This window comes from Nocardia sp. NPDC005825 (genome assembly GCF_040630175.1).
Classification (GTDB): domain Bacteria; phylum Actinomycetota; class Actinomycetes; order Mycobacteriales; family Mycobacteriaceae; genus Nocardia.
Genome location: NZ_JBEXXC010000003.1, coordinates 174326 through 194481, shown reverse-complemented (window position 1 = coordinate 194481; position 20156 = coordinate 174326). Strand labels below are relative to the sequence as shown.

At 68.4% G+C, this 20156-nt stretch carries 18 protein-coding genes; 8 read left to right on the top strand and 10 right to left on the bottom strand.

From position 1 onward, the window contains the following. Together ABZ382_RS09690 and ABZ382_RS09685 are read right to left on the bottom strand one after the other, a co-directional pair. A complete protein-coding gene (locus ABZ382_RS09690; RefSeq protein ID WP_357086305.1) occupies positions 1 to 585 on the bottom strand; it encodes a QsdR family transcriptional regulator in 585 nt (194 codons plus the stop codon). After that, positions 582 to 1529 (bottom strand): patatin family protein, encoded by a 948-nt coding sequence (locus ABZ382_RS09685; RefSeq protein ID WP_357086303.1) that lies wholly within the window; start codon positions 1527 to 1529, stop codon positions 582 to 584. The genes ABZ382_RS09690 and ABZ382_RS09685 overlap by 4 nt, the downstream gene beginning before the upstream one ends. Positions 1530 to 1648: 119 nt before the next feature. Between ABZ382_RS09685 and ABZ382_RS09680 the strand changes: the two genes are divergently transcribed. Continuing rightward, positions 1649 to 2815: an acyl-CoA dehydrogenase family protein gene (locus ABZ382_RS09680; protein ID WP_357086301.1), complete on the top strand. Its 1167-nt coding sequence runs from the start codon at positions 1649 to 1651 to the stop codon at positions 2813 to 2815. A gap of 9 nt (positions 2816 to 2824) precedes the next feature. Then, entirely contained in the window at positions 2825 to 3904 is a 1080-nt protein-coding gene (locus ABZ382_RS09675) for an acyl-CoA dehydrogenase family protein (protein ID WP_357086299.1), read from the top strand. Positions 3905 to 4283: 379 nt separating this feature from the next. Here ABZ382_RS09675 and ABZ382_RS09670 read toward each other — a convergent pair whose 3' ends face one another. The 5 genes from ABZ382_RS09670 to ABZ382_RS09650 form a co-directional block, all read right to left on the bottom strand. Next, a complete protein-coding gene (locus ABZ382_RS09670; protein WP_357086297.1) occupies positions 4284 to 5735 on the bottom strand; it encodes a DUF222 domain-containing protein in 1452 nt (483 codons plus the stop codon). A 77-nt stretch (positions 5736 to 5812) separates the two neighbouring features. After that, complete coding sequence (locus tag ABZ382_RS09665; RefSeq protein ID WP_357087313.1) at positions 5813 to 7840, bottom strand: MMPL family transporter; 2028 nt, start codon at positions 7838 to 7840, stop codon at positions 5813 to 5815. Positions 7841 to 7905: 65 nt separating this feature from the next. After that, positions 7906 to 8286 (bottom strand): nuclear transport factor 2 family protein, encoded by a 381-nt coding sequence (locus tag ABZ382_RS09660; protein WP_357086295.1) that lies wholly within the window; start codon positions 8284 to 8286, stop codon positions 7906 to 7908. Between the two features lie 94 nt (positions 8287 to 8380). Further along, complete coding sequence (locus ABZ382_RS09655) at positions 8381 to 11563, bottom strand: BTAD domain-containing putative transcriptional regulator (RefSeq protein WP_357086293.1); 3183 nt, start codon at positions 11561 to 11563, stop codon at positions 8381 to 8383. Between the two features lie 88 nt (positions 11564 to 11651). Next, positions 11652 to 12020, bottom strand: a complete 369-nt coding sequence (locus ABZ382_RS09650) for a hypothetical protein (protein ID WP_357086291.1) — start codon at positions 12018 to 12020, stop codon at positions 11652 to 11654. A 306-nt stretch (positions 12021 to 12326) separates the two neighbouring features. Here ABZ382_RS09650 and ABZ382_RS09645 point away from each other — a divergent pair, with 306 nt between their 5' ends. The 4 genes from ABZ382_RS09645 (at position 12327) to ABZ382_RS09630 (ending at position 16556) form a co-directional block, all read left to right on the top strand. Continuing rightward, positions 12327 to 13460, top strand: coding sequence for an LLM class flavin-dependent oxidoreductase (locus tag ABZ382_RS09645; RefSeq protein ID WP_357086289.1), 1134 nt, complete (start codon positions 12327 to 12329; stop codon positions 13458 to 13460). Between the two features lie 8 nt (positions 13461 to 13468). Beyond that, positions 13469 to 14125: a CE1759 family FMN reductase gene (locus ABZ382_RS09640; protein ID WP_357086287.1), complete on the top strand. Its 657-nt coding sequence runs from the start codon at positions 13469 to 13471 to the stop codon at positions 14123 to 14125. Positions 14126 to 14153: 28 nt separating this feature from the next. Next, complete coding sequence (locus ABZ382_RS09635; RefSeq protein WP_357086285.1) at positions 14154 to 15116, top strand: DUF5996 family protein; 963 nt, start codon at positions 14154 to 14156, stop codon at positions 15114 to 15116. A 66-nt stretch (positions 15117 to 15182) separates the two neighbouring features. Then, a complete protein-coding gene (locus ABZ382_RS09630; protein ID WP_357086283.1) occupies positions 15183 to 16556 on the top strand; it encodes a phosphatidylglycerol lysyltransferase domain-containing protein in 1374 nt (457 codons plus the stop codon). A gap of 15 nt (positions 16557 to 16571) precedes the next feature. Here the strand turns inward: ABZ382_RS09630 and ABZ382_RS09625 are convergent, their stop codons facing one another. The 3 genes from ABZ382_RS09625 to ABZ382_RS09615 all read right to left on the bottom strand — a co-directional run bounded on the left by ABZ382_RS09625 (position 16572) and on the right by ABZ382_RS09615 (position 18594). Next, entirely contained in the window at positions 16572 to 17324 is a 753-nt protein-coding gene (locus ABZ382_RS09625; protein ID WP_357086281.1) for an alpha/beta hydrolase, read from the bottom strand. A 62-nt stretch (positions 17325 to 17386) separates the two neighbouring features. Continuing rightward, a complete protein-coding gene (locus ABZ382_RS09620) occupies positions 17387 to 18136 on the bottom strand; it encodes an SDR family oxidoreductase (protein ID WP_357086279.1) in 750 nt (249 codons plus the stop codon). 77 nt (positions 18137 to 18213) lie between these two features. After that, positions 18214 to 18594, bottom strand: coding sequence for a hypothetical protein (locus tag ABZ382_RS09615; RefSeq protein WP_357086277.1), 381 nt, complete (start codon positions 18592 to 18594; stop codon positions 18214 to 18216). A gap of 180 nt (positions 18595 to 18774) precedes the next feature. Here ABZ382_RS09615 and ABZ382_RS09610 point away from each other — a divergent pair, with 180 nt between their 5' ends. Continuing rightward, positions 18775 to 19332, top strand: coding sequence for a sigma-70 family RNA polymerase sigma factor (locus ABZ382_RS09610; RefSeq protein ID WP_357086275.1), 558 nt, complete (start codon positions 18775 to 18777; stop codon positions 19330 to 19332). Positions 19333 to 19418: 86 nt separating this feature from the next. Beyond that, positions 19419 to 19877: a Rieske (2Fe-2S) protein gene (locus ABZ382_RS09605; protein WP_357086273.1), complete on the top strand. Its 459-nt coding sequence runs from the start codon at positions 19419 to 19421 to the stop codon at positions 19875 to 19877. Positions 19878 to 20156 lie beyond the last annotated feature (279 nt).

Sequence of the window (20156 nt, the reverse complement as noted above, 5' to 3'; positions counted from 1 at the left end):
TCAGGTTCGCAGCAGCGCGTTCTGGACCTTGCGCAGGCGGTCCACGTCACCGCGGAAACCGGCCACGGCGTCGTTGTAGAGGAACGCCTCCCACAGCCGGACCAGGGCGTAGGCGAGGGTGTCCGGTTCGATCGGCGGCTGGTAGCCCTCCGATTGCGCGCGCTCGATGTGCCGCTCGACGATGCTCACCGCGCTCTGGTGCACGGTCCCGTCACCGCGCGTGATCAAGCGCAGGGCGGCGGTGGACTCGTTGTCGAAGTAGGCGCGCAGCGCGTCATTGGCGACCAGCAGGTCGATGGTCCGGTCCAGCACGGCGGCGAGCCGCTCGCCGCCGGTGCCGCGGGTGCGGCGGTCGGCCAGAGCCACCACCTTCTCCAGTTGCCGCGCCACGGCCGCGCCGAGCAGGCCGTCGCGGGAGCCGAACCAGCGGTAGATACTCGCGCGCCCCACCCCGAGCTGCGCGGCAATGGCATTGACGTCCAGCCGTTTTCCCTCCAGGAACACGGCGATGGACGCCTCGAGCACATCGTCCCGACTCGCCGACGCCGGTCGGCCCGGCGCTCTCGTTCCCTCCGCTCGTGTCACGCGGACAGCTTAGGAGCCAGGAACTCCGACAGCGTGCGCGCGGTCGCCGCGCGTCCCAGGATGAGCGCCGTCCGCAGCACCTCGGGGTCACGATCGATGCGGCCGATATCGGGTGCGTCGCGCGGCGGGCGGATCTGCAGCACGGCCGGGTCGGAGGCGAAATCGCGCTCGTCGCTGTGATGTCGCTCGACCCGTGCCAGCCACGGCTCGACGGTCCCGGGCGCGTGCCGCGACAGGAAACGCGCCACCACCCGCGACTCCACCGTCGACGGGGGCCGCATGGCCTCGTCGTCCCGGCGTGTACGCAGCACCAGCACCCGGGTCGCGCCCTGCGCCAACGCCGTTCGCACCGGCACGGATTCCGACAGCCCCGCGTCCACGAAACGCCGCGCTCCGATCCGCACCGGCCGCCCCGCCAGGATCGGCAGGCAGGTCGAGGCCCGCAACGCCGTCTGCACCGAGCGCACATCGCTGAGTTCCGGATGCAGGTCGACGGCCGCGCCGGTGTCGGCGTCGGTGGCGATGGGGTGGAAGGTGATGGCATTGGCCAGGATCGCCGGGAAATCCATGGGCACGATCCGCTCGTACACGGTGTGCACCAGATAGTCGGTGTCCACCACCTTGCCGCCGCGCAGCGCCCGCGCCGGACTGATCACACGGTTGATCACCTCGGGATTCCAGGCCCGCCTCGAATCCACCGCCCGCCCGCACAGCAGCCAGGCCGCGTTCAACGCGCCCGCCGAAGCCCCGTACACCGCGTCGAAGCAGGACAGCACACCCAATTCCTCGATGGCCATGGCCATTCCGTGCGAGTAGGCCCCGCGCGAGGAGCCGCCCTCGATGACGAGGGCGAGGCGATGGCGATCCGTACGGCGACCGGGGGCGCTGTCCTCGCGGTGCCGGCGTGCGATGAGTTCGCCGACACCGAGGTCGTGATCGGACAAGGGTGCTCCTTTCGAGGGGCCGGTCGACCGTCGAGTATACGACCCTATTTGAGACACGGCTATCTCTGTGTATCATTTCCGCCGATGGCGTGGGTAACCACGAAACTGGAGGTCAACGCATGCAACTAGCGCTCACCGACGACGAGCTCGCCTTCCGCGACGAGCTGCGCACGTTCTTTCGGAGCGAAATCCCGGCCGACATCCGCAACCGGCATCGGCACGGACAGGAACTGTCCAAGGACGACCTCGTCACCACCCAGCGCATCCTCAACGCGCACGGGCTCGCCACCCCGAACTGGCCGGTGGCCTGGGGCGGCAAGGACTGGTCCCCGATCCAGCGGCACCTGTGGCACGAGGAGATGCAGCTCGCCTCGGTGCCGGAACCGCTCACCTTCAACACCAATATGATCGGGCCGGTCATCGCGCACTTCGGCTCCGAGGAACTCAAGGCGCGGTTCCTGCCCGCCACCGCCAACCTCGACATCTGGTGGTGCCAAGGGTTCTCCGAACCCGAAGCCGGCTCCGACCTCGCCTCCCTGCGCACAGTCGCCGTGCGCGACGGCGACAGCTACGTGATCAACGGCCAGAAGACCTGGACCACCGGCGCGCAGTTCGCCGACTGGATCTTCTGCCTGGCCCGCACCGACCCCGACGCCCCCAAGAAGCAGGCGGGCATCTCCATGTTCCTGTTCCCGCTCGACACCCCGGGCGTGACCGTGCGGCCCATCAAGCTCATCGACGGCGGCCACGAGGTCAACGAGGTGTTCCTGGAGAACGTCCGGGTGCCGGCCGACCAGCTCGTCGGCGAGGAGAACCAGGGCTGGACCTACGCCAAATTCCTGCTCGGCAACGAACGCACCGGCATCGCCGCCGTCGGCCAGACGAAGGTCCGGCTGTGGCTCGCCAAGGAACACGCCAAGCAGACCCGCCTCGGCGACCGCACCCTGCTCGACGATCCGCTGTTCGCCACCCGCCTCGCCGAACTCGAAAACGAGCTGCTGGCACTGGAACTCGTGCAACTGCGCGTCGCGGCCGGATCCGCCGACGGCAAACCGAACCCGGTGTCGTCCATTCTCAAACTGCGTGGCACCGAGCTCCAGCAGGCCGTCACCGAACTCCTCGTCGACATCGCCGGACCGGATTCGATTGCCCGCGAGGACGAGTCGAACGCCGACTGGGCGCGCCGCAGCACCGCCACCTATCTGAACTATCGCAAGACATCGATCTACGGAGGATCCAACGAGGTGCAGCGCGGCATCATCGCCTCGACGATCCTCGGACTGTGAGGCAGCACCATGGATTTCGATCTCACCCCCGAACAGGAAATGCTGCGCGACACCGTGCGGGACCTGCTCTCCCGCGGACGCGACACCGAACAATGGGCCACCTTCGCCGAAATCGGTCTGCTCGGCCTGACCTTCGATGAGGCAGACGGCGGCATGGGCGCCGGACCCATCGAAGCCATGCTGGTCATGACCGAGATCGGGCGCGCCCTGGCCACCGAACCGATCCTCGACTGCGCGCTGCTGCCCGGCGCGCTCATCTCGGCCGTCGGCAGCGACATCCAGCGCAAGGATCTGCTGCCCCGCGTTGCCGAAGGACAGCTGAAACTTGCTTTCGCCCATGGTGAGCCGGGTCTGCGCTGGCCAGCCACCGATACCGACACTCGCGCGGTTCCCGAAGGCGACGGGTGGCGTGTCACCGGACGCAAGCACCCGGTCACCTACGGTGACCAGGCGGACGTTCTGCTCGTCAGCGCTGCGCATGAAGACGGTGTCGGGCTGTTCCTGGTGACGCCCTCCGACCCGGGGGTGCGGTTGCGGCCGTACACCACCCACGACGGGCGGCACGGTGCGGACATCGAATTCGAGGGAGCTGGTGCGGAACTGCTCGGCGACGTGGCCGATGCCTCCGACGCCATTGGTGCCGCCATCGCCGCTGCCCAGGCCGTGTTGTGTGCCGAAGCGATCGGGGCGATGGAGGAGTCGCTGCGGCTGACGGCCGAGTATCTGAAGACTCGTAAGCAGTTCGGGGTGCCGCTGCGTACGTTCCAGACGCTGACTCAGCGGGCTGCCGACATGTATGTGTCGCTGGAGTTGGCGCGTGGGATGAGCATGTATGCGTCCATGTCGCTGGCCGATGGGGTGGTCGATCCGATGGTTGTTTCCCGGGCCAAGTTGCGAATCGGGCGGTCTGCCAAGCACATCGGGCAGGAGGCGATTCAGATGCACGGTGGGATCGGGATGACTGACGAGTATCCGGTTGGGCACTACACCGCGCGGTTGAACGCTATCGAGCACACGCTTGGGGATTCCTCCGACCACCTGCGGTTCCTCGGCGGTCATGTGGCTGACTATCAGATGGTCGAGATCTAGGGCTTGAAAGCCAAGAGATAAGAGATCAAAAGATAAAAGACGCCTGGAGAAGGAAGAGAGGTGGCCGAGCTTGCGAGGCCCCTCACCTACCAGCCTCCTCGGGTTGGGACAGGAGAAGGAAGGAGGGGTGGCCGAGTTTACGAGGCCCCTCACCTTTCGGGGCCGAATACGGCTCGGCCGTGCAGCATCCCGTCATAGGGGAGATGCGCGGGGAGGTCTCTGTCGTGTTGTCTCGAGAAGGTGATGCGTGCGGTCCCTGGGCTGGGATCGGCGGGTTACGGATCCCAGCCCGGCGTCAGCCCCAGTGCGGCAGGGCAGGCGAGGCGACCACGCTCCATGTAGTTTTGCGCACGCCAGCAGGACACGAGCAGCACGGGTTTCACGCTGCCCGTGAGCGCCACGTTCGGCAACTGGAATCGATGGCAGCCGCGATCGCCTGCCCCACGTGATGACGATCATTCACCCGCGGGGTGCCGGTCGGGTCAACACTCTTCGGCGCGATCCACCCGGTCCGGCCGGGGTGGGGTGAGTGTTTACCCATCACAACGGTTTTCCACCCATCGGGCCCATCGTTGATCAACGCGTGGCAGTGATCGCACGCCAACGTGAGGTTGTGGATGTCGGTGGGTCCGCCCTTGGCCCAGTCGGTGATGTGGTGGGCGGCGCACATATTGGCGGGTTGTTCACACCCGGGGCGGGTGCATCCCTTGTCACGAGCGAGGAGCGCCAATCGCTGGGCGCGGTTGGCGGTGCGGCGGGAACGGCGCAAGTACAGCGGCATCCCGTTCCCGTCGAGGACCGCGATCACCGGGCGGGTGCCTTCGGCCATCTTCAGGGCCTCGTTGATGGAGATCTGCGTGCCGGAGGCGGTGGTGGCGACCCCGGTCCCGTTCTCGAGGTCGGTCAGGCTCATGGTGAGCACGACCTCGACCGGCAGGCCACGGTGCATGCCCAGGGTCCGCATGTTCACACCGGGCTGCACCAGGGCGAGCAGCGCGTCGTGGGTCCGCTGCCCGGCATCGCGACGGTCACGACGCGCAGCAGCATCGAGCACGCTGTCGGCAATGAACCCACCGGTGGCGGAGGGGCTTTCCGGGTCCTCGACATTGCACATGCCGGGCCGGGCGAGCTTGGCGAACACCGCATCCAGGCAGGCACGCAGCTCGGGGGTGATCCACCCCTCGATCCGGGTCATCCCGTCCACACCCGGGCGGCACAGCGTGATGCCACGACGGCGACGACGGTCAGCGTCGGAGACAACCTTCCCATCGGGATCCAACCGGGCGAGGATGTCGCGCCCGATCTTCAACAGATCATCGGGCCACCCGCTACGGGAGTAGTCGACAAGGATCTGTTCGGCCTCGGCCCGCGCCTCGGCGGGTACGTCGAGGGGCAGGTGGTTCATCACATCCATGATGTGACGCACGTGATCACGCGAGATCTCTCCTGCAGCAAACGCTTCGGCAGTCACCGGCAAAACCGGCGGAGCCACGTGCCCGGTCTGTTGCACGAATTCCCCGCAGTGGTGGGTGATCTTCACCCGCACCGACGCGTCGTAACGGGAGAGCCCGAGGGTGTGGCGCAGGAAAGGCACCATCCTCCCCGCACCGCTACGTGAATGCAGCGAACGCTCTCCCGCTTCGATGATCAGGTTCGTATCCAACGCAGCGAGCTGACGCTTGCAGGTTTCAATCTTCTGCATCAACGTCACGATGTCTTCGTCGGAGAACCCCGACATATTTCCGCCTTGCATAGATTCCGATAGGGTCGAAACCGCGGCCGCCAGTTCAGCGATACCGCAGTCGTCGAGTGTCACCCCATTCGAATCCATACCTCAATTTTACGCCTGCGAGATTGCGTAGGGAACCCGAAATGTCCAGTATCACTACGTATTTCAGAATATGTTGATCAAATAGTTTGCCTCACAATCGTATTAGAGTCTGCATTCTCTTGGCGGGAATTACGCCGCGTGCGTCGAGGCCACCACATGCGTTCACCCAGATCGATCACAAGCGCCGGCACCAACACCGTCCGCACCACGAAGGTGTCCAGCAGCACGCCGAATGCGACCGCGAACCCGATCTCCGCCGCGAAAACCAAAGGCAGCGTGAGCAATGCCGCGAACGTCCCGGCCAGCACGACACCTGCCGCGGTGATCGTCCCACTGGTGGTGCGCACCGCGATCACCGTTGCCATGGCGGTGTCATGGTTCGCGGTCTCCTCGCGGATCCTGGCCATCAAGAAGATGCTGTAGTCGATTCCCAGGCTGATGAGAAACACGAAGGCCCACAGCGGGAATGACGGATCAGCTCCCGCGAAACCGAGCACCTTGTCGAACACCAGCGCGCTGACGCCGAGAGCTGCGGCCAGCGACAGGACGACCGTGGCCAGAACCACCGCGGGGGCCACCAAGGCTCGGAGCAGCAGCGCCATGATCACCAAGACGACGGACAACACCAGGGGCACAACCAGATTGCGATCGTGGCGTGCGGATTCGAGGGTATCGAGCGCGACGGCGCTACTGCCGCCGACCATGGCATCAGGCACCGCGTGCACCGAGGAACGGAGACGTTCGACGGTCGCGAACGCCGCGTCGCTACCGGTGACATCAGCCGTCGTCACCTCCAAGTAGGCGAGGCCATCCGCGCGTACGGGAGCCGACACCGACACGACACCGGGAACCCCCGAAGCCAGGTCCCGCAAGCGAGCCGCATCCGTTGCCGGTCCGATGATCTGCACCGGGTCGCCCGATCCGCCCGGGAAATGTTCGAGCAGAACCTGTTCGCCGACCACGGCGTCAGGGCGGTTTCGAAAGGTGTCCTGCGCCTGCAGTCCGGAGGCGTGCAGTCCGAATAACCCCAAGGAGAGGAATGCCAGCACCACTGCGGTGACCTGCCAGACCCTTCGCGGGCGGGAGGTGATCAAGCGTTCGAGGCGATTCCCTCGACGGCTTCCGGCCGGTTCGGTATCGCCGAAACGCGGTGCGGCGGGCCAGAATATCCACCGTCCGCACAGCACGAGCAGGGCCGGGTACAGGGTGGTGAGCACCGCGAAGCTGACCAGAACACCCGTCGCCATCACCGGGCCCAGGCTCTTCGTCGAGTTCAGGTCGGCCACCACCAGGCACAACAGGCTCAGGGCGACGGTGATCGCACTCGCGGCGATCGCGGGCCCGGCGCGACGGATGGCCGTGGCCATGGCCGCGTGACGATTCTCCGTGCGCCGCAACTCCTCTCGATAGCGCGCCGTGAGCAGCAGCGCGTAGTCCGTGCCAGCGCCGAAGACCAGGACGGTCAGCAGGAATTCCGTGTCACTGTTGACCGTCAGACCCGCGTGCGCCGCCAGGAGGTAGATCAGCCCCTGCGCGACCGTCAGGGCCACGCCCACGCACACCAGCGGCAGCAGCCACAGCACCGGACTGCGGTAGGTGACCAGCAAGATCGCAATGACGATCGCGATGGTCACGTACAACAGTGTCGAGTTCACCGCGGAGAACGCGTCCGCCGAATCGGCCCCGTAACCCGCCGGCCCGGTGACGTGCACGCTCATCCCCGCATCGGCGACGATGTCGCGGATCGATCGCACCGTCGGCAGGGCGTCCGTGACCCCCTTGACGCCCACCGAGATCGGAACCACGACTTGGATCGCCTTGCCGTCCTCCGACTCCACCGGCTCCGGGACCGGACCATGCACCTGTGGCAGCGTCGCGAACCGCCGAGCGTCCGACTCCGCTCGCGCCCGCGCAGTCGAGTTCGACACCGCGTCGCCCCGCTCGTAGACCACCACCGCCGGGTACACATCGGACCCGATGAACTTCCCGGTCAGCTCGGAAACCTTCGTCGACTCGGCACTCGTCGGCAGCCAGGTGGTGGCGTCGTTCTTCTCCGCCCCGCCGAGCTTGCCCGCAAGGCCACCGGTGGCGACGAGCGCGGCCACCCAGAAGACGATGGCGGCCAGTGCAATTCGCCGCAAGAGCGGAGCAGACAGGAGGGATCGCACGGTTACTCGCCCTCCACCGGAACGTCACGGGTGAGCTGATCGATCCGCTCGATGCGTCCGTCGGGGGACAGGCGGCCGATCATGCACACTTCGGTGGCGGTCGGGCCGGTCGTGCGCAGGGTCGCGAACATCGTGTAATGGGCCGCGATGCTGTCACCGGACAGCAAGGCTCGATGGATGCGGACCCGGACGGATTCGGCGTTCTTGCGAGCCGGGCGGGCGTGGGCGATCAAGGACTGACGGTTCAGATGGAGGCCGTCATTGCGATAGTCGATCTCGGGGGCGAACCAGCGGTCGACCACCGTGGACGGGTCGTCGGCGCTGAACGCCATGTCGTGCGGATAGGTGGTGAGGAACTCGTGCAGATCGGTGTCGTTTCGCATGCGGCCCACACTGCGGGGCGGCGCTCACAGCGAGTTCACATCGCGCTCACACGCATTCACTCGGAACTCACATCAATCGTGCTGCGTGTGAACATCAGGGGTTCGAGCTGATCTCGCTCGCCGTCCGGAGACAGGCTTCGACCGCAGCGAGCGCCTCGTCGCGCGTGAGCACCCGGGCCCGTTCGTAAGCGGCAGTCGCGCGATCCTCGCCGAGGGCGGCTGCCAATTCCGTTCGGAGCGCCACGATGTCGGGATAGCGGGCATCCGGGGCACCGCGCAAGGCGTGCCCGGCGCCCAGCGCCTCGGCCGATGCTGCGGCGGCCCCGGCCGCGAAGCACACCCGCGCGACGCCGACCGCCACCTCGGCGGCCAACGGCAGGTCGCGGACGGCCACGGCATTTGCCCACGCGTCGGCGCAGTGGGTGGCGGCGGCCGCCGTCCGGCCCTCGGCCGCACGCAGCAAGCCCATTCGCAGCCCGAACATCGCACGGTACGAACGGTCCTCGCTCACGGCCCGCCCGAGATCGGACTCGACCCGCCGCATGCAGCGCGCCGATTCGGCCAGATCCCCATCGAAGCGGGCGACATCCGCCGCGAGCAGCTGGGTCATGACGGTGTCCCCGGCGGACAAGGATTCCGCGGCCAGCGCACCCAGATCGGTCCGCGCGGCCTCCACTTCGCCCGAATGCAAACGGATCATCACCAGCCACACCCGCAGTGCGACCGGCCTGCCCAGCTCCTCCGCCGCGACCAGCGCCGACGCCATCGCCTCCTCGGCCCCGCCGAAATCCCCGAGCGCGGCCCGCGTGAACGCCAGATACGTCAACGCGGTGGACCAGCCCCACCGCTCCCCGGCCTCCTCGAAACACTCCGCCGCCATCCGCAGATCCGCATCCAACCGCGCCACCCCGGACTCGTTCGCGTGCAGGAACGACCGCACCAACCAGAACATCCCCCGAGTCCACGCATCGGAATGTCCCAGCCACGGCTCCACCACCTCCAGCCCCACCTCGACTCGTTCGCCCGCCAACTCCACCAGCGCCCGAGCCAACTCCGCGGCCCCGTCCCCTGCCACCGAACCGGCCGAGCCCGAAGCTGATTCGCCTGTCCAGCGGCGGACGTGGTCGGCGGCCGCGGTGAGCTCGGTGGCTCGAGCGGCGAGCAGGGAATGCAGGGCGAAGGCCGCGGCCAGCGGGGGATGCGGGTGGGTGGTCGGGAGTTCGAGGATCGGGCGGAGGAGGCGGACCGCGTCGGTGTGATCGGCGTGGAGAGCCCAATACATGCCGAGGGCCGAGCCCAGGCGGGACGCGGTGTCGGTGTCGGCCGACTCCTGGGCGAAGCGGAGGGCGGCGATCAGGTGATCGTGGTGGGCGTCGAGGAGCCGGAGCCAGGGGAGTTGGGTGCGGCCGCGCAGGTGCGGGTGGGCGGCTTCGGCGAGGGCCAGGTGGTAGGCGGCGTGGGCGGATCTGGTCGCGTCCAGTTCGCCTCGGGCCGCGAGGTGCTCGCGACCGTAGGCGCGGACCGACTCGAGCATTCGGTAGCGCGGTTGCGGCGTGGGGAGGGCAGGGTCGGCGACCAGGACATCGACGAGTTGCACCAGTGATTTGTCCAGCAGCGCTTCGATGTCGGCCGTGGCCACACCGAGCCCCTCGGCGGCAGCCGGGGTGAAGGGCGCGGGAAAGACCGACAGGCGGGCGAGGGCGGTGCGCTCCTCCTCGATGAGCAGCTCCCAATCCCAATCCAATACGGCCCGCAGCGTGCGGTGGCGGGGGAGCGCGGTGCGGCTTCCGCTCGCCAGCACGGTGAATCGATCATCCAGCCGGTCACGAAGCACCGGCAGCGGCATGACCCGCAGCTTCGCGGCCGCGAGCTCCAACGCCAGCGGCAACCCGTCCAGGTGACGACAGATCTCGGCGACCGCCGCGAGCACACCCTCCGTCGGCGCGAGATCAGCGCGGACCGCGACAGCGCGATCCAGGAACAGCCGAACTGACGGAAAATCCGCGACATCAACCGAATCAGCCGGCGGCACCGCCAATGGCGCGGTCTCCCACAGCGTTTCCCCACCGATCCCCAGCGGCTGACGACTCGTCGCGAGGATCCGCAGCCCCGGCACCCGCCCGAGCAGGTCCTCCACGAAGCAGGCCACCCCGTCGACGAGATGCTCGCAGTTGTCCAGCACCAGCAGCATCGGCGCGGTCGGCAACCCCTCGGCCAGCAGCCCCACCGGATCACCCCCGGAAGGCTCCGCCGTCCGCGACAACACCACCCCCAGCGCCCCCGCCACCGCCTGCGGCAGATCCGAGGAATCACTCACCGCCGCCAATTCCACCAACCCGACGCCGCCCGCGATTTGCCCGCCCAGTTCCGTCGCCACGGCCACCGCGAGCCGCGTCTTCCCGGCGCCACCCGGCCCCACCAATGTGACCAGCCGCGAATCTCCGACCCGCTTCACCACCTCGGTCAGGTCGTGCTCTCGCCCGATGAAGCTCGTCAGCGGAACCCGGAGCCGCGCAGCCGGACTCGCGACAGTGGTGTGGGTCGGCAGTTCACCTCGGAGGAGTTTCAGGTGCAGGTCCGCAAGCTCGGGGCTGGGGTCCACGCCGAGCTCGGTGGCGAGCAGGGTTCGGTAGTGGTCGTACGAAGTCAGGGCATCGGGTGTGCGGCCGGCGGCGTGGAGGGCCTGAATGTGGAGCAGACGGGGGCGTTCGCGGAGGGGGTGGGCGGTGAGGAGGCCGGTCAGCTCGGTGATGAGGAGGGGATCGCCGGGACGGATGGAGAGTTCGGCGGCCAGCGCTGATTCGGTGGCGGTCAGGCGGAGCTCGTCGAGGTGGGTGGCGGCCGCGGCGGCGAAGGGCAGGGTCGAGACGTCGGAGAGAGCGGGGCCGCGCCAGAGGGAGAGGGCTTCACGCAGTTGGGGAATGGCGGCCCGGTCGCCGCGGTCGAGACCCAGAATGCCGCCGCGGACCAGGCGCTCGAAACGGTAGGCGTCGACCGAGAGGGCCGCGATGTCGAGGACGTAGCCGCCCGCGGCCGCGCGGAGCGGGACGTCGGCGGGCAGGGTGCGGCGGAGGCGGGAAACCAGCTCGTGCAGTGCGTGTTCGGGGCGCTTGGGCGCCGCTTCGGGCCACAGGTCGTCGACCAGGGTGAGGACGCTCACCGGGCGGCCAGGGTCGAGGGCGAGGCGAATCAGCAGGGCGCGCAGGCGGGTTCCCGGGATGGGGACGGGCCGGGCGTCGTCCAGTACTTCCAGCGGGCCCAGGATGGCGATGCGCACTCCGCGAGTGTGGCACGGCGGCACGTTCGGCTCGGATATTCGCTCGACCCCCCGAGCGGTCCGGTGGCGTGCGCCGGCAGCGGTGTGATCAGCCGCAGTTGGCGCTGGACAGGACGCGGGTTCGCTGGCGGCCTTCCTCCTCGGCGCAGGCGGTGGCGAGGGCACGACGGCGGTTGCTGCGGACCGCGGCGCTGAAGAGCTGGTATTCGGCCGAGGGGACGCACACCTCCCGGTACGGATGTCGCTGGCCGACGCGGCGCTGTGGGCCGGGGATGACCACGCCGCGGCGTGGGTCGGGCCCGGCCTCCTGATCTCGCACCCACGACTTCAGGATGTGCGAATCGATACTGGGCAGGAATTCCACCGCACGATCCCATTCCAGGCCCTCCACCTGCATCGGATCGGCGACCGCGGTGACGACGACAGCGTATGCCGCACCGACGGAGTTGTCCGCCATTGGATCTACCCCCTTGTTCATGCTCGAGATCTCCGGCGTTGCGCGGGGAATGTTCAGGATACTTCGAAAGATCTTGCACTACTGAGTGTTTCGCTGTACCCGCAAGTGGATTGCGGGTACTGGCCAGTCCTCGGCTCCGGAACAGGGCAGGTGTCGCCGGAATTCGGGACCCGTGGCGGGGGTGACCGCGAGGCGTTCGCAGTGGCACGAATCACGCCTCCGTCGCGCCCAGGAATACCCCATCCACCCGCTATGTTCAACTGGTTGCCATATCCACCAAATGTGGACGCGACCCGAGGAGGACCCGTGCAGTTCGGAATTTTCAGCGTCGGCGACGTGACGATGGACCCCACCACCGGCCGGACGCCCAGCGAGGCCGAGCGCATCCAGGCCATGGTCCAGATCGCCCTGAAGGCCGAGGAGGTCGGACTCGACGTGTTCGCCACCGGCGAGCACCACAACCCGCCCTTCGTGCCCTCCTCGCCGACCACCATGCTCGGCTATGTCGCCGCCAAGACCGACAAGCTGGTGCTGTCCACCGCGACCACCCTGATCACCACCAACGATCCGGTGAAGATCGCCGAGGACTTCGCCATGCTGCAGCACCTGGCCGGCGGCCGCGTCGACCTCATGATGGGCCGCGGCAACACCGGACCCGTCTACCCGTGGTTCGGCAAGGACATCCGCGACGGGCTGCCGCTCGCCATCGAGAACTACCACCTGCTGCGCCGCCTGTGGCGCGAACAGCGCGTGGACTGGGAAGGCAAGTTCCGCACCCCGCTGCAGGGCTACACCTCCACCCCCGCGCCCCTGGACGGCACCCCGCCGTTCGTGTGGCACGGCTCCATCCGTTCGCCCGAGATCGCCGAGCAGGCCGCCTATTACGGTGACGGCTTCTTCCACAACAACATCTTCTGGGACATGCAGCACACCAAGCAGATGGTGACCCTGTACCGCCGCCGCTTCGAGCACTACGGCCACGGCGCGGCCGAACAGGCCATCGTCGGACTCGGCGGCCAGGTGTTCATGGCCGAGACCGAGGCCGAGGCCAAGAAGATCTTCCGGCCCTACTTCGACAACGCGCCCGTCTACGGACACGGCCCGTCGCTGGAGGACTTCACCGAACTGACCCCGCTCACCGTCGGCACCCCCGAACAGGTCATCGAACGCACCCTGGGCTTCGCCGACAATGTCGGCGACTACCAGCGCCAGCTGTTCCTGATGGACCACGCCGGCCTGCCGTTGGACATGGTGCTGCAGCAGATCGAGATCCTCGGCAAGGAGGTGGTCCCGGTGCTGCGCAAGGAGTTCGAGGCCCGCCGCCCCGCCGGCGTGCCCAGCGATCCGCCCACCCACGCGTCGCTGGTCGCCGCCGGCCCCGACGCCCCGCACCACCTGGTCGAGCCCGCCCGCGAGCACGTGCTCGCCGAAAAGAACTGAGGCCGAGCATGAGTCGCACACTGGTAGTCCTGACCGCCGGGCTCTCGCAGCCCTCCTCCACCCGGCTGCTCGCCGACCAGCTCGCCGCCGCGGTCGCCGCGGCGGTGGGCGGGCGCGGGGAGAGCCTCGACATCGAGGTGATCGAACTACGGGAACTGGCAGGCGATCTCGCCACCACCCTGACCACCGGCGGGCTGCCCACGCCCGCCGTGGCCGCGGCCCGGCAGAAAGTCTCCGACGCCGACGGGATCATCGCGGTCACCCCGGTGTTCACCGCCAGCTACAGCGGGCTGTTCAAGATGTTCATCGACGTCCTGGACACCGACTCGCTCAACGGCATGCCGGTGCTGATCGCCGCCACCGCGGGCACCGCCCGGCATTCGCTGGTGCTCGATCACGCACTGCGGCCGCTGTTCAGCTACCTGCGGGCCGTGGTCGTCCCCACCGGCGTCTTCGCCGCCACCGAGGACTTCGGTTCCACCGGACTCGCCGAGCGGGTGCACCGGGCGGCGTCCGAACTCGCCCAGCAGATCGTCGCCGCACCCACCGCGGTGCAGGGCTTCCTGCAGGACGAGCCGGTCCGGCACCGCAGCTCCGGCAATGGCGTCGGCGCGGTCCGGCCGTTCGCCGAACTGCTCGCCGGGCACACCGGCGACGGGCGGTAACGCACTGATAGCTGAGTAGCATGAGCGGATGGCCCAGGACATACTTCCCGCCATCCCGCTCGACTCATGGCGGCCCACCAAGGAAACCCTGCACCGCTACGCCCAGATCGTCGGCAAGGTTGCCTTGGCCAAGGGCATTCGCCGCAACCACTGGTGGCACATGACCTACCGGCTCACCGCCCGCGGCTGGACCACCGTCCCCCTGGGCAGCGCCACCGACGGTCCGGTCTTCACCTGCTCCTTCGACTTCTTCGACCACGTGCTGCGGATCTGCAACGACCGCGGCACGCAGGAGGAGGTGCCGCTCACCGGCCAATCGGTGGCCAGCTTCTACGTCGAGACCCTGAACGCGCTGCGTAACCTCGACATCGACGTGGTGATCGCCCACCCCACCCCCTTCGACCTGCCCGACCACGGCCGCCCCTTCGACCAGGACGACCAGCACCACACCTACAACCCCGCCGCCGCGCAACGCGCCTTCCACGTGCAGAGCCAGGTCGGACGCATTCTGGAACAGTTCAGCGCCACGTACTCCGGCAAGATCAGCCCCGTCCAGATCTTCTGGCACACCTTCGATCTGGCCGTGCAGCGCTTCTCCGACCGCAAGATCCTCATGCCCGACACCGTCGACCCGGTCACCCGCGAGGCCTACTCGCGCGAGGTGATCAGCGCCGGATTCTGGTTCGGCGACGACAAGGTCCCGGCCCCCACCTTCTACTCCTACACCGCGCCCGAACCCACCGGGCTCAGCGACAAACCACTGCGACCCGACCAGGCCCGCTGGGTGGCGTCCGGCTCCGGGCACAGCGCCTACCTGTCCTACGACGACGTCCGCGCCACCGCCGACCCCGTCGCCACCGCGCTGGACTTCTTCCAATCCGCATATGAGTCCGGATCGAGTCTCGCGGGCTGGGACGCTGTCGGTCTGGCCTGCAACAATGGCATCACCGATCCGGTGCTCACCACGCCGCGGCTGGGTTGGCCGGAATAACCCGATGCCTCGAACCGTCTCTCACACATAGTGTCGAGTGGGAGACGCGGGAGAAAAGGGGTCCAGATGCGTGAGGAACGCGTACCGAATCCGACGCTGACCGCATACCGGGAAACCACCTTTGTCGCCGGGCCCAGCACCCGCGTCGGGCTGATGGGCGCCCTGGTCCTGGGCAGCGTGATTCTGGTCTGGGCCGCCGAACGAGCCTCCCGCGAGGGCGACGACCACGGCTGGTTCATCGCCGTCTCGGTCGCCGGGCTGTTCGTGGCGCGCGGGCTCTACCTGCGCCGGCCCATCACGCTGCCCCACCTCACCGGCGCGGCCATGACCCTGGTCGTCTCCAACTTCGCCTACCGCACCGAGCACCCCGGGGTCGGATTCGTGTTCCTCGCGGTCAGCGGCGCGATCATGGTGCTGCCGCAGGGCAGCAAGCCGCAACCCGAACAGCTACCCAGGGTGGCCGAACTGGTTCGGCGCAGCTCCCGGGACCCGCTCGCCCCGTTCGCGCTGCACTCGTCCAAGACCTACTTCTTCGACGACGCGGGCTCCGCGGCGCTGGCCTATCGGGCCCGGCTCGGCATCGCCGTCGTCTCCGGCGACCCGCTCGGCGATCCCGGGCGGTTCCCGGACCTGGTCACCGAGTTCTCGCTGTTCGCGGGCAGCCACGGCTGGCGCATCGCGGTGCTCGGGGCCAGTCCCGAGGTCAGCGAGCTGTGGCAGCGGCGGGCCGTCGACCACCGCGGGCTGCGCGCCATCTCGGTGGGCCGCGACGTGGTCATCGACGTCGACCACTTCGACCTGGTGGGCCGTAAGTTCCGCAATCTGCGCCAAGCCGTGAGCCGCACCAAGAACTACGGCGTCACCACCGAGATCCTGCCCGAGGTCGCGCTCACCGAACCGCAGCGCGAAACCCTGCTGTCCATCGTCGACGAATGGGGGACCGGCCGGCAGACCCGCGGCTTCTCCATGATCCTCGACCACCTGCTCGACGGACGGCACCCGGGCATGCTGGTGGTGATGGCCCGCGACGCCGACGGCCAGGTGGTCGGATTCCAGCGCTACGGGACCTCCGGCAATGGCCAGGACCTCAGCCTGGACGTGCCGTGGCGGCGGCGCGACGCACCCAACGGGCTCGACGAACGCATGATCGTGGACCTGGCGGACTACGCGCGCGACCGCGGGATCAAGCGAATCTCGCTGGCGTTCGCGGCGTTTCCGGAGATCTTCGCCGACAAGCACCGGTCGCGGACCATGCAGGCGGTGTATCTGGCGGTGCGCCTGGGGGATCCGCTGATCCGGCTGGAATCGTTGTACCGATTCCTGCGCAAGTTCAACGCTTTCGGCGATCAGCGGTACGTGCTGATCCGGTGGCGTGAGGTGTTGATCGCGGCGCTGGCACTGCTCTCCCTGGAGTTCGTGCCGCACCGCAAGCAGTACTGAGGGCCCCGGCCGTTCTCAGCTCAAGAAGTCGACCAGTGTCTTCGAGAACGCCGGGTCGGCGACGGCGGCGAGGTGGTCGCCCTTGACCACCACGCACTCCGCGTTCGGGAGTGCGGCCGCCAGGCGTTCGGGTTCGGCGGCCAGCGGGTCCGCATCGCCCGCCAGCACCAGCGCCGGAACGGTGATGCCGGAGAGGGATTGGATCGGGGCCTCGTTCAGGGAGGCGGCCACGGCCGCGATGGCCTCGCGGTCCGCGCCCAGCGCGTCGGCCAGCACGCGGAACATGCCCGGCAGCCCCTTGACCGCGGTGGCGTCGCCGGACATGGCGGACACGATGTCCTGCGCCGCGATCACCCGCCAGTCGATGCCGCCGCAGTCCACCACGCCCGACCCGATACCGCCGATCGCGAGCCGCTCCACCCGCTCGTCGGCGCCGGCCACCAGCAGCGCGATGATCCCGCCCATCGAGTAGCCGACCACCGCGACCCGCTCCAGGCCCAGGTGATCGAACAGCGCGCGCATGTCGTCGGCCATGGCCTGCCAGGAGTAGCGGGCCGGGTCGTGCGGCTTGTCCGAACGCCCGTGGCCGCGCGCGTCCAGCGAGATCACGTGGTGGCCGGCCCGTTCCAGCGCCGCGACCACGCCCAGGCTCATCCAGTTGGCATTGGTGTCGGCCACGATGCCGTGCTGCAGCACCACCGGGACGCCCTTGCCCTCCCACACGCGGTAGTTGAGTTCGAGCCCGTCCCAGGTGGTGAATTTCGCCATGGCCGCGATGCTAGCGGCCGGGTCACGACCTCCGATCGGCATTCCCGGCCACGAACCCGGCGTCAGCCCATCCGGGCCATGATCGCGCGCGGCAGCACCGGCAGCACCAGACCCAGTGCCCGCCACGGCCATTCGGGCACCGAGGCTCGCACGGTCTCCCGCTCGATGGCGGCGACCATCGAATGCACGCCCTTGTCCAGCGGCACAACCAGTTTCGCGTCCCCGGCCTTGTCGGACATGTCGGTGGCGATGAACCCCGGCTGCACGGTGGTGACCTTGATCGGGGTGCCGCGCAGCTCGATGGCCAGCCCCTCGCCCAGCGCGGTGACTCCCGCCTTGCTGGCCGCGTAGGCCGCCTTCTTGCCGGGCAGCCCGCGCACCGCGCTCATCGACGAGATGAGCACCAGGTGACCGGCGTTCTCGCGGCGGAAGATGCTCATGGCGGCTTCGGCCTGGGCCAGGGCGCTCACGAAATTCGTGGTGGCGGTGGCCAGATTGGCGTCGGCGCGGCCGGTGCCCAGGCGCGCGCCCTTGCCGATGCCGGCATTGACGATGATCCGGTCCAGCCCGCCGAGCTCCTCGCGCAACTCCTCGAACACCTTCGGGACGGCCGCGTGGTCGTCCACGTCCAGGCCGCGCACGGCGACCGTGATGCCCGGGTGCGCGGCCAGCAGCTCCGCGCGCAGCGCCTCCAGATTCGAGACCCGCCGGGCGCACAGCGCCAGATCGCGCCCGCGGCTCGCGAACTCGCGGGCCATGCCCGCGCCCAGTCCGGAGCTCGCGCCGGTGATGAGAATCCTCTGCCTGGTCATGCGCCCACCCTAGTGATCCGGCCGCACCCCGTGCGGGGTACCGGGACGAGCCGATACCCCGCACGAGCGTGCGCCGACTATCCGAACGACCCGGTGTTGGGTCGTGCGGGCGCCAGGTGCCAGGCCCCGCAGTTCTGCGTCGAGAAGGCCACGTCGGTCGCCTTGATCTCCACCGTGATCGACCGCAGCCGGGTGAAGTCGCTGGCGATGATGTAGAAGTTCGGGTCCGCGTAGTCCTCGGGCGTCTGGACCTTCCACAGCCGCCGCCAGAAGCAGCCCGCGGGGGCCGGATCCATCGTCCCGTCGCCGATATAGGTGCCCGGCTTGATATCCACATTGACCAAATAGGTGCCGTCGACGGTGATATCGGTGGCCGGTTCGGCCGCCGCAATTCCCGACGCCGCCATTGTCAGCGCGGAAGCGAATGCTCCCGTCGCTACGAGCGCGCCTGCACGCACGATGTTCCTCCCTGAACAGTTCACTGCACCGCACGGTTCCCGTCGTACGGTGTCGGGCGATCCCCGCAACTCCCGGGGAGGGGTTTATCAGAAATTCCGGTCTGTTTTCGGGATATCGGACGATTTCGGGTAATTCACAAACATGCGATGCTCTTTCGGCCTCCGGTGCGATATTCAGTCATGGGAAGCCTTCGCCCGGTCATGACCGGATGCGCCGGACACTGCGCCCGGCTGTGTACCGACTCCGGACTGGCGGCCGTCCTCGCCGCCGATCGCGGCCTGCTGCACTGGCGGGCCATGAGTCGCCTCGGCGATCCGGGTCTGGCCGAACACGCCGTGCAGGAGACCCTGCTACGGGCGTGGCGGGCCTGCGCCAGCTATGACCCCGACCGGGGCAGCGTGCGCACCTGGCTACTGACCATCGAACGCAATGTGCTCACCGACATCGCCCGCTTCCGGGCCGCGCGCCCCGGTGACACCTGCTGGGACGAGATCGGCGAACAGGCCGAGAACCGATGCGCCCGGCCCGACTTCAGCGAGGCCCTCACCGACGGCCTGCTGGTCGCCGACCTGCTCGCGCAGCTGCCCGCCCCGCAGCGCGACGCCGTCGTCCAGGTCATCCTGTGCGACCGCGCCTACCAGGATGTGGCCGCCGACCTGGGTATTCCGGTCGGCACCGTGAAGACCCGGGTGCACTACGCGCTGCGATCGCTGCGGCGGGTACCGCTCAGTGCGTGAGAACGGGTGAACCAAACCCCCCTTCCCGCACGTCGAACAAGCAGCGGCCGAATCGCATCGGTCCGGCCCTGAGCGAGGAGTTTCCGATGACCGACACCACCGCCGGCCCCGGCGGATTCCGCCTGGACCGCCGCACCGCGCTGGCCACCACCGCCGTCGCCGCCACCGCGCTCGCCGTGGTGGGCTGCGGCACCACATCCGACGGGCCCGCCGCCGCGGCGCCCAGAGCCGAGCCGGGCGGGCCGGACGCGAAGCCCGCGAAGAAACTGGACGTATTGGCCAATACCTCCGACGTGCCGGTCGGCGGGGGTCTCATCACCGGCGGCACCGTCATCACCCAGCCGTCCGCGGGGTCGTTCCTGGGCTTCTCGTCGGTCTGTACGCACCTGGGCTGCAACGTGAACTCGGTGTCCGGCGGCCTGATCCGATGCCCGTGCCACGGCAGCACCTTCAATCTGGACGGATCGGTCGCGGGCGGGCCCGCGCCGCGGGCGCTGGACGCTCGGGGCATTCGGGTCGACGGGGACCAGATCGTGTCGGCCTGATCAGCCGTTTTCGTTCCTGCGGTTCGACGCCGAGGGGTTGCGTCGAACCGCTCAGGCGCGTTGTCCGGGCGGGACACGCGGGGTGGGGGATAGTTGGCGCTGTGGTCGCTTGCCATTGCGCCCGGTAGTGCTCTGGATCAGGGCATTTCGGTCGTTTGACCACTGGTAACGGTTCCGTCACGACGCTTGCCAGGTAGTAACTGGTGTTGCAAGAGTGAACTGCTGGGTCTGGTGTTACTAGTGGGAAGGGAGGGGCGCTCCGCCCGAGCGCCGCCGCTT